The 9,493-nt window shown below is 70.3% G+C and carries 10 protein-coding genes; 4 read left to right on the top strand and 6 right to left on the bottom strand.

Translation table 11 applies throughout. The annotated features are described in order from the left end of the window. Window positions 1–835 (bottom strand): histidine kinase dimerization/phospho-acceptor domain-containing protein (locus WCJ52_RS09060; protein ID WP_336902981.1); only part of this gene is annotated, 835 nt, incomplete at its 3' end. 271 nt (window positions 836–1,106) lie between these two features. Here WCJ52_RS09060 and WCJ52_RS09055 point away from each other — a divergent pair. The 3 genes from WCJ52_RS09055 to WCJ52_RS09045 are packed head-to-tail and all read left to right on the top strand — an operon-like array spanning window position 1,107 to window position 4,256. Then, window positions 1,107–3,395 carry a tetratricopeptide repeat protein gene (locus tag WCJ52_RS09055; protein WP_336902980.1) on the top strand — a complete coding sequence of 763 codons (2,289 nt, stop codon included), beginning with the start codon at window positions 1,107–1,109 and terminating at the stop codon, window positions 3,393–3,395. 25 nt (window positions 3,396–3,420) lie between these two features. Continuing rightward, the gene (locus tag WCJ52_RS09050; RefSeq protein ID WP_336902979.1) at window positions 3,421–3,891 is read left to right on the top strand and encodes an FkbM family methyltransferase; all 471 of its coding nucleotides are present in this window, start codon (window positions 3,421–3,423) and stop codon (window positions 3,889–3,891) included. A gap of 8 nt (window positions 3,892–3,899) precedes the next feature. Beyond that, a complete protein-coding gene (locus WCJ52_RS09045; protein WP_336902978.1) occupies window positions 3,900–4,256 on the top strand; it encodes a hypothetical protein in 357 nt (118 codons plus the stop codon). 7 nt (window positions 4,257–4,263) lie between these two features. On the opposite strand, the gene WCJ52_RS09040 is transcribed toward WCJ52_RS09045, so the two are convergent. The 5 genes from WCJ52_RS09040 to rfbF are packed head-to-tail and all read right to left on the bottom strand — an operon-like array spanning window position 4,264 to window position 8,855. After that, complete coding sequence (locus WCJ52_RS09040; RefSeq protein ID WP_336902977.1) at window positions 4,264–5,223, bottom strand: NAD(P)-dependent oxidoreductase; 960 nt, start codon at window positions 5,221–5,223, stop codon at window positions 4,264–4,266. Window positions 5,224–5,225: 2 nt separating this feature from the next. Then, window positions 5,226–5,759, bottom strand: coding sequence for a dTDP-4-dehydrorhamnose 3,5-epimerase (gene rfbC / locus WCJ52_RS09035; RefSeq protein WP_336902976.1), 534 nt, complete (start codon window positions 5,757–5,759; stop codon window positions 5,226–5,228). Then, window positions 5,759–6,997 carry a class I SAM-dependent methyltransferase gene (locus WCJ52_RS09030; RefSeq protein ID WP_336902975.1) on the bottom strand — a complete coding sequence of 413 codons (1,239 nt, stop codon included), beginning with the start codon at window positions 6,995–6,997 and terminating at the stop codon, window positions 5,759–5,761. The genes rfbC and WCJ52_RS09030 overlap by 1 nt, the downstream gene beginning before the upstream one ends. Further along, window positions 6,994–8,091 carry a CDP-glucose 4,6-dehydratase gene (gene rfbG, locus WCJ52_RS09025; protein WP_336902974.1) on the bottom strand — a complete coding sequence of 366 codons (1,098 nt, stop codon included), beginning with the start codon at window positions 8,089–8,091 and terminating at the stop codon, window positions 6,994–6,996. Before rfbG ends, WCJ52_RS09030 begins: the two co-directional genes overlap by 4 nt. Further along, window positions 8,052–8,855: a glucose-1-phosphate cytidylyltransferase gene (gene rfbF / locus WCJ52_RS09020; RefSeq protein WP_336902973.1), complete on the bottom strand. Its 804-nt coding sequence runs from the start codon at window positions 8,853–8,855 to the stop codon at window positions 8,052–8,054. The genes rfbG and rfbF overlap by 40 nt, the downstream gene beginning before the upstream one ends. 65 nt (window positions 8,856–8,920) lie before the next feature. Between rfbF and WCJ52_RS09015 the strand changes: the two genes are divergently transcribed. Beyond that, window positions 8,921–9,493, top strand: a 573-nt coding sequence (locus WCJ52_RS09015; protein WP_336902972.1) for a hypothetical protein, incomplete at its 3' end; no start/stop codon positions are given.

The raw sequence follows: 9,493 nt of genomic DNA, 5'->3' as shown, positions 1-9,493 counted from the left end.
GACCCACGCCGCGTAGCTTGGCCTGGGGTCCGAGGGCATCCACCACGTCGGCGGCGGCCAGGGCAAGGTCCGTCTGTCCGCGCGGCGCCACGTGCTCGTTGAGCTCGATCCGGCTCAAGGAGAGGAGGTCGTCGATCAGGCGGCCCATCCGCTCGGCCTGGTTGCGCATGATCCCGAGGAAGCGATCCTGCGCCTCCCGGTCCTCCCGCGCGTGTCCGCTCAGGGTCTCGATGAAGCCGCTCAGCGAGGCCAGGGGCGTACGCAGCTCATGGCTGGCGTTGGCAAGGAAGTCGGCGCGGGTGCGCTCGGCCCGACGCAGGTCGGTCTCGTCCCGGAAGACCAGAACAGCCCGGCTCAAGGCGTCGTCCTGGGCCGCCATGGGCCGGGCCCGGACCTGGAAGCTGCGTTCCTGGGCGGCCCCCGAGGTGAAGGTACAGCGGGCCTCGACACCGCCGAAGAGCGCCTCGTCGACGGCGGAGAGGACCTCCGGGTCCCTCAGGACGGAAACCAGGAGGGCCGGTGGGCCCGAGATCCGGAAGAGGCTCCGGGCGGCGGCGTTGGCGCGCTCGATCCGAAGGGTACTGAGGTCATCGGGCTCCCGACCGGAAATCACCAGCAGGGGGTCCGGTCCGGCATCGAGCAGGACCGAGACCTGGGCCTCGGCGCGTTCGAGGGCCTGCTGGGTCTTGGGGTCCGGCCCGGGGTCACGCTGCAGCGCCTTTGGAAAGCGGACCTGACGGGCAGCATAGACCGCGCCCGCCGCGCCGGCGAACAGGAAGAGGGCAAGATCGAGGGCGTCCTTGCCGGCCAGCGCCCACACCCCGGCAAGCCCCATGAGGGCCGCCGCAACCAAGAGTGCGGTGACCGGGGGAGTGCCGGGATTGGGGCTTGGCGGGTTTTGCGGCACGGGGTCCACGATTACGACCTAAAATCTCATCACGCGCCACCGGTATGACGTTTGAGTGAAGGTATGCTGACGGTCTGGAGATATCCCTATCCGAGGCACCAAGGTTGAGCGATAGCCCGCCGGCGATTGTCGCACGCGTCGGCCCAGCCTAGATTGGCTCCCGACTCCAGCCCCCTGGGCTGACCTTTCCGGAGCCTCCATGTCCGCCAACCGATTCGCTGAAGCCGAAGCCGCCTTCCAGGCTGGGCGGGGCGACGAGGGAAAGCGGCTCACAGCAGACCAGCTCAACGCCGATCCCGACGCCCCGGCGGCGGTCTACCGGAACTTCGGTGCCATCCTGGTGCGCGACCGCGATTACGCCCAGGCCGAGTCTGTCGGGCGCAGGGCGGTGGAGCGGCACTCCCGGGACCCGGAGCTGTGGAATATCCTCGGCGTCGCCCTGCGCCGCCTGAAGCGCTATCCGGAGGCGATCGAGGCCCTGGAGAAGGCCGCCCGGCTCAGCCCCCGCAGCGACGCCATCCAGCAGAACCTCGGCAATGTCTTTAACGACGCCCGGGATGGCCGGGCCATCAAGGTCTTCTCGCTGCTGGTCCGCAGTGCCCCCTCCAACGCCGAGCACCAGCGCCAGCTGGGACGGGCCCACTGGTTCGCCAAGGACTTCGACAAGGCCATCCAGCGGCTGAACCTCGCCACCCGGATGAAGCCGGACATGGCGGATGCCTGGCTGGACCTGTCGGCTGCCGCCTCTGACGCCCGGGGTCCGGTGGAGGGGCTGGAGGCCCTGGACCGGGGTCTCAAGGCCTGCCCCGGCGACGCCCGCCTGCAGGAGGCCCGCCTGTCCATGCTCCGCCGGTCCGGCCGCATGCGCGAGGCCGAGCAGCTCATGCTGGACATGCTCAAGGTCACGCCGGACGCCGCCTGGCTGCACTTCCAGCTGGCCGGCGCCCTGACCGACTACGACCGCGCCCGGGCCAACGAACACTTCCGCCGGGCCATCGAACTGGCGCCCGACAATGTCGACTATCGGATCACCTATTCCGAGAGCCTGGGCCGGGACCGGACCGGTGACGAGGGCGGAAACCTCGAGGCCGCCTATCGCACCATGGTGGAGGTCCTCGACCAGGCCGAGCTGACCCCCGGCAACCTGAAGGTCATCTACGAACTGCTCGTCCGCGTCGCCGACTATGACCGGCTCGAGGCCCTCGGCAGCTTCGCCAAGGTCGGGCGCACCTGGGCCGAAGCCGGACGACACACGGCCCTCATGGCCCACCTCGCCCGGGTCCGCACCGAGGAGGACCGGCTGGAGCTGGTCGAACAGCACCGCATCTGGGGCCGGCTGGCCGACGCCGCTGCCGTCCGGCGGCCCATCACCCACCCGGCGCCGCGGGCGCCCGGCGGCAAGATCCGGGTGGGCTACATGTCCTCGGACCTGCGCGGCCATCCGGTAGCCTATTTCGCCCTGCCCCTGTTCGAGCACTACGACCGCAGCCGGTTCGAGGTGTTCTGCTACTCTTGGTACCAGGGCGAGGAAGACCCCACCCAGAAGCACATCACCCAGTGGGTCGACGGCTTTCGCTGGCACAAGGACATCACCGACCGCGAGGCGGCCCAGCTGATCGCCGACGACAATCTCGACATGCTGTTCGAGCTGGGCGCCACCACCCACATGAACAAGCTGTCGGTCATGTCCTACCGGCCGGCCCCCAGGCAGGCGAGCTGGGTGGGCTATCCCCATTCCGCCGGGCCCGAGACCATCGACTATTTGGTCCTCGACCCCTGGATGAACCCGCCCGACCCCAGGATGGTGATCGAGAAACCCCTTCTGCTGGCCCACACCTGGTACGCCATGGGCGAGCGCGCCTTCCGCGAGCAGCCTGCGGTGGACCCTGTCGCCCCGGTGGAGCGCAACGGCTACGTCACCTTCGGGACCGCCAACAACCCCTACAAGTACACCCGCGAGAGCGTCGCGGCGTGGGCACAGGCCGTGGCCGGGACGCCGGGCTCCAAGTTCATGTTCGTCCGGCCCGAAGGAACCACCCCCACCTTCACCGCCAACATCCGGGCGGTGTTCGAGGGGCAGGGCGTGTCCGGCGACCGGGTCGTCTTCGAGACCGTCCGGGGCCGCCACCTGCCCTTCTACAACCAGATGGACATCTCCCTGGACACCTTCCCCCAGACCGGCGGCACCACCACCTGCGAGTCCCTCTGGATGGGGGTTCCGGTGGTGGCCCGGGTCGGCGACGCGGTCTTCGAGCGGATGAGCTATTCCATCCTCAACAATGCAGGCCTTGGCGACCTCGTGGGCAGGACCACCGACGAGTACGTCGATATCGCCGTGCGCCTGGCGGCCGACCCGGCCCGGATCGGCGACCTCCGCCGCACCCTGCGAGACCGGCTCGCCGCCAGCCCCCTGCGGGACGCCCGGGGCTTCTCCACCGACTGGCACGCCATGGTCGAGCGAGTCATGGCCGAGCCGGTGCGGAAGTGACGGGCGACCGAGCGGGGTTGGCGGCATGAGCGGGCTCGACGTCACCCGGGCCTACGACCTGGACTTCCGGTTCCCGGCCTCCGACACGGTGGTCGGCGCCACCTTGCGGACCTTCGGTGAATTCTCCCGGGTCGAACTCGACGTCCTGCTGCACCTCGCCCCCCAGCCCTCGGGGGTGATGATCGACGCTGGCGCCAACATCGGCTCCCTGGCCCTGCCCTTCGCCAAGGCCCGGCCCGGTTGGCGGGTCATGGCCTACGAGGCCCAGAGGTGGATCAGCCACCTGCTGGCCGCCAACGCCATCGCCAACGACCTGCTCAATGTCGAGCCCATCCACGCTGCCCTCGGCCGCGAGGAGTCCCTCACCGACTTTCCCATGGCGGCCCTGGACGCCAGCCTGAACTTCGGCGGGCTCGGTTTCGGATCCCCGGGGGTGAGCAACGAGCGGGTCAGGGTCACTCGCCTGGACGATATCCCCCCCCGGTCCATAATTTGATCCGGGTCGTGAAGATGGACCTGCAGGGCTTCGAGCCCGAAGTCCTGCGCGGGGCGGGCGAGCTTCTCACCCGGGTGCGGCCAGCCTGGATCGCCGAGGCCGACCGCAAGCAGGAGGCGGTGGCGCGGAGCACGATCCGGGTCTTCTTCGAGGCCGGCTACACCCTCCACTGGCTGTTTGTGCCCTTCGCCACGCGGACCGCGCCCCGGAACGGCGACAAGGCGACCCTGACCGGCGACTTCAACATCGTCGCGCTTCCGGAAGGGATGAGGGTTCCCGACGACATTCCCCAGCTGGAGGGCCCGGACGCCCCCTTCCCGACCAGCCTCGATGGCCTGCCCTACCTCCGCCGCTACGGTTTCTGAGCCGACCTCACGCCGGCCCGTTGAGCCGCCCCTCCGCCGCCAGGCGTGCGTAGTAGGCGCAGTAGGCGTCGAAGAAGGCCTCGCCGGTCCAGCCAGCGGGCAGGCAGGGCTCAGCGTTCACCCGTACCCGGGGCTCGGGAAAGTCGACCTGGTCATTCAGGACGAGGTCACAGGCCAGGCCCAGACGCGGGGCGGCCTCGGCGGCGAGGCGCCGGGCAAAGTCGCCCTGGGTCCCCACAAGGCCGGAGGGCCGGGCGTCCAACTTCACGGGCTCACCCGCCAACAGCAGGCGCTCCGCCAGCCGGGCATAGGCCGCCGCCAGGTCGGGGACGGGCTGGTTGTCGCGGACATAGGCCGGGGTCAGCACCCGCCCGGGCTCGCCCCGGAACCAGGCCTGGAACAGGGACCAGCCCATCCGGCCTTCTTCCAGCACGCCAAAGGGGTTGGCGATGACGAACCGGCCAAAGGCCAGGCTGGCCTGTGCCGCAAAGCCCGCCAGGGCCTGGCCGGTCAGGCCCTTGGAGATGCCGTAGGGGCTCACCGCCGGGGCGTGGGGACCCTCACCGCCCTCCCCGGGCTCGAAGACCGTCGCTGTGGAAATCAGGGCCCGGCAACCGCCCGCTGCGGCGGCCCGTACTGCCGCCTCGGCGCCCGCCAGGTTCCGCGCCGCGCCGGCCACGGCGTCATAGTCGGGGGAGCGATAGCCAGGAATGTCCGCCGCATGGTGGGCGAAAACATCGAAGCGACCTGTGCGGGCGAGGTCGCGGAACCGGTCGCTGTCGAGGGGGGCGGCGAACACCCGCGCCGCGCTGCCGGCCAGCCGGGCGACCCGCTCGCCGCGCAGGCCCGGATAGGCCTCAGCCTCCCGCGTTAGAGTGGCGACCACCTCATGCCCGGCCGCGGCCAGGGCCTCTGCGATCCAGAGGCCGGTGAAAGAACTGGCACCGGTCAGGAGGATCCGGGCCACGGTCAGGCCGGCTTGAAGTCTGGCCAGGTGGCGTCGCGGTCCGACATCACCCGGGGCTCGGCCGGCCAGTCGATGCCGAAGGCCGGGTCGTTCCAGCGCACCCCCTCGCCCTTTCCGGGCTCGAAGAAGCGGTCGATCTCGTAGACGACGTCGGTGTCGGCCTCCAGGGTCAGGAAGCCGTGTGCCAGGCCCCGGCCGATCAGGAGGGCCCGGCCCGTTTCGGCGCTCAGCTCCACCCCCGTCCACTGGCGAAAGGTGGGGCTGGCCGGCCTCAGGTCCAGGGCGACGTCGAAGATCCGTCCCCGCGCCACCCGCACCAGCTTGCCCTCGTCGAAAGGTGCCGGCTGGAAGTGCATGCCCCTTAAGGTGAAGGCCGCCGTGTTCCGCGACAGGCTGGTCTGGGTGGGCGAGAAGGGATGGCCGGCGGCGGCGAAGGCCCGGGGGCAGTAGAGCCGGGCGAAGGCCCCCCGCTCGTCCTGCACGGGATCGACGTCCACCACCACGGCGCCGGCGATGGGGGTGGGCGAAAAGCGCATCAGTCCCAGGTCCGGGGCTCGGGCGAGGCGGTGACGAAGCGGCCGCCCCAGGCGCGGATCCGCCCCGTCTGCGCCATGATCTCCTCGCGCAGGTTCCAGGGCAGGATCAGCAGGTCATCGGGCCGCACCGCGTCGATCTGGTCGGGCGCCAGGATGGGGATGTGGCTACCCGGCAGGAACCGGCCCTGCTTGTGCGGGTTGGCGTCGAAGCAGGCGACGATGTTGTCCGCCCCGGCCCCGGCGTAGTTGAGGAAGGTGTTGCCCTTGGCCGCTGCGCCATAGGCCGCCACCTTCCGGCCCGCCGCCTTGGCCTGCGCCAGATAGGCCAGGAAGGCCGTCCGCACTGCCTCGACCCGGGAGGTGAAGCCGCCGTAGGTCTCCAGGCGATCCAGGCCCGCTGCCGCCTCCCGGGCGCGCAGGGCCTTCAGGGCCTCGGTCTCGGCGTGGGACGCCTCCGCCCGGCAGCAGAACAGCCGTAGCGACCCGCCATGGGTGGTCAGGAGCTCCACGTCGAAGGGGCGCAAGCCCTTGGCCTTCAGCACCGTCTCCACCGCCAGCAGGGACAGGTAGGAGAAGTGCTCGTGGTAGATGGTGTCGAACTGCACCTGCTCGATCAGGTTCAACAGGTGCGGGAACTCGAAGGTCAGCACCCCCTCCGGCTTCAGCACATGCTGGAAGCCGCCGACGAAGTCGCCGATGTCCGGCACGTGGGCCAGGACATTGTTGGCAGCCATCAGGTCGGCGGTCAGGCCCCGGGCCGCCAGGTCCTTCCCCGTGGCCTCGTGGAAGAAGACCACCTCGGTGGGCACGCCCCGGTCCCGGGCCGCCGCCGCCGTGTTGGCCGTGGGCTCTATGCCCAGCACCGGCACGCCCAGGGCTGCGAAGTGCTGCAAAAGATAGCCGTCATTGCTGGCCACCTCGATGACCCGGGAGTCCAGCCCCAGGGCGAACCGCTTGGCCATGGCCTCGGCATAGGCCTTGGCATGGGCCACCCAGCTTTCGGAGTAGGACGAGAAATAGGCGTAGCCGTCGTCGAAGATCTCGCCCGCCGGCACGGGATCATCGGCCTGGACCAGGAAGCAGGACCCACACACCCGGGTGCGCAGGGGATAGGTCTTCTCGCTCCCCGCCGCCAGCTGCTCGGGCGTCAGGTAGGCATTGGCCAGGGGCTGGAGGCCCAGGTCCAGGAAGTCCTGGCTCAGGGGCGCGCGGCAGAATCGGCAGGCAGGAGCGGTCATGGCAGGGCCTCATAGCGCGCGATCTGCTCGTGGCACAGGGCCAGGGCGGGCTCGCCGGCCGCCTGCCGGCGGTACCACTCCATGCTCCAGTCAATGGCCTCGGGCGCGGCCAGCCGGCTCTCGAAGCCCAGCACCTTTCGGGTCAGGCTGGCGTCTATGCCCAGGGCCTTGGCCTCCAGGGAGCCGGGGTCGGGTTCATGCCGCCAGGGCCGCCCTCCAAGGGCCGCCGTCGCCCGGCTGGCCAGCTCGCCCACCGTCACCTCGGCCCCGCCCGGCGCCGGGCCGAAGTTCAGGGCCCGGGGCGTCGCCGGGTCCTGGGCCAGCCGCTCAAGATAGACCAGATAGCCCGCCGCGCAGTCCAGCACGTGCTGCCAGGGCCGGGTGGCCTCGGGATGGCGCAGCACCACCGCCTCGTCCGCCGCCGCCGCCCGGACGATGTCGGCCACGATCCGGTCGCGGGAGAAGTCGCCGCCGCCGATGACGTTTCCGCCCCGGGCCGTGGCCACCGGTACGCCGGCACGGTCGAAATAGCTGCGCGCCATGGAGGCCGTGAGGATCTCCGTCGCCGCCTTGGAGGCTGAATAGGGATCCTTGCCCCCTAGGGCGTCGCCTTCGGTAAAGGCCCGGCCCGTCTCGGCGTTGGCGTAGACCTTGTCCGACGTCACCACCAGCACCGCCGCCAGGCCCGGACGGTCGCGCAGGGCCTGTAGCAGGTGGGCCGTGCCCATGATGTTGGCGGCGAAGGTGGCGACGGGGTCGGCGATGGCGGTGCGCACAATGGGCTGGGCGGCCATGTGCAGGACCAGGTCGAACCGGGCGGCCATCAGGGTCTGGGCCACCTCGGTTGCATCGCGCAGGTCAGCGATCCGGGACTCCACCAGCCCGCCGACGTCCGCCAGATCAAACAGGGCGGGCTGCTGGTCCGGCGCCAGGGCCAGGCCCGTCACCTTTGCCCCCATGGCCGCCAGCCAGATGGCCGTCCAGCCGCCCTTGAAGCCGGTATGCCCGGTCAGGAGCACCCGTTTTTCGGCCCAGAAGGCGGAATCGGGGCGGGTCAGGACCACAGCTTCCAGGGCGCCTGGCCCGACGCCCACAGGGCCTCGAGGTTGTTCTTGTCGCGCAGGGTGTCCATGCCGGTCCAGAAGCCCGAATGGGGAAAGGCCATCAGCTGGCCGTCGGCGGCCAGGCCCTGCAGGGGCTCGGACTCCCAGGGCATGGGATCGCCTGAGATCCGCCCGACCACCTCGGGCTGGAGGACAAAGAATCCGCCGTTGATCAGGCCCTCGTCCCCGGGGGGCTTTTCCACGAACCGCCGCACCGCGCCGTCATTGATGTCCAGGGCCCCGTAGCGGCCGGGAGGCGAGACCGCCGTCACCGTCGCCTGCCGCCCATGCGACTTGTGGAAGGCCGCCAGGGCGCCGATGTCCACGTCCGCCACCCCGTCGCCATAGGTGAAGAAGAAGGGCTGGCCCGGCTCCAGATAGCCCGCCACCCGCTTCAGCCGCCCGCCCGTCATGGTCTCGGCCCCGGTATCCACCAGGGTCACCCGCCAGGGCTCGTGATGGGTGGCATGGTACTCCACCGCGCCCTTGGCCAGGTCGACGGTGAGGTCGGCATTGTGCAGGACGTAGTTGGCGAAATACTCCTTGATCATGTAGCCCCGGTAGCCGAGGCAGACGATGAAATCCCGGACCCCGAAGTGGGAGTACAGCTTCATGATGTGCCAGAGGATCGGCCGGCCGCCGATCTCGATCATGGGCTTGGGCCGCAGGTGGCTCTCCTCGGAGATCCGGGTGCCCAGGCCGCCGGCCAGGATCACCGCCTTCATGCCCGCCGCGGGACTGTCGGATTGGGTCAAGACGCTCTGCATCCCTCTGGCGCGCCGCCTGCGCGCAATTCCTCTTAGCCCGAAGCTTTGCGCCAATGAAGCCTGAACGGCCCGTCGACCTCATCGTCATCGGCGCCCAGAAGGCCGGCACCACCGCCCTGTTCGACTATCTGGGCGACGATCCCGCCTTTGTCCGGTCCCACGTCAAGGAGGTCCATGCCTTCGACGTCGAGGACCCGGCGGCTCCCACGCCAGACCTTGCCGCCTATGCTGCCCACTTTCCAGACCGGCCGGGCGTGCGCGTCGAGGCCACGCCCATCTACATCTACTGGCCCGGTGCCCTCGAGCGGATCGCCGCCGCCTGCCCGGGGGTGCGCCTGGTCCTCCTCCTGCGCGACCCGGTGCAGAGGGCCTGGTCCCACTGGCGCATGGAGACCGCCCGGGGCGCGGAGACCCAGCCCTTCGCTTGGTGCATCCGCCGGGGCCGCCAGCGCCTCTTCGAGGCCGAGCCCTTCGGCTTCCACCGCGAGGTCTCCTATGTCGAGCGCGGCTTCTACGGCGACCAGGTCGAGCGCCTCTTCTCCCTGTTCGACCCCGCTGACGTCCTGATCGCCCGGGCCGAAGACCTCGACGCCGACCCCGCCGCCGTCCTTTCCCGCCTGTCCACC

The organism is Phenylobacterium sp., from assembly GCF_037138395.1.
Taxonomy (GTDB): domain Bacteria; phylum Pseudomonadota; class Alphaproteobacteria; order Caulobacterales; family Caulobacteraceae; genus Phenylobacterium.
This window is presented reverse-complemented; position numbering and strand designations above follow the sequence as displayed.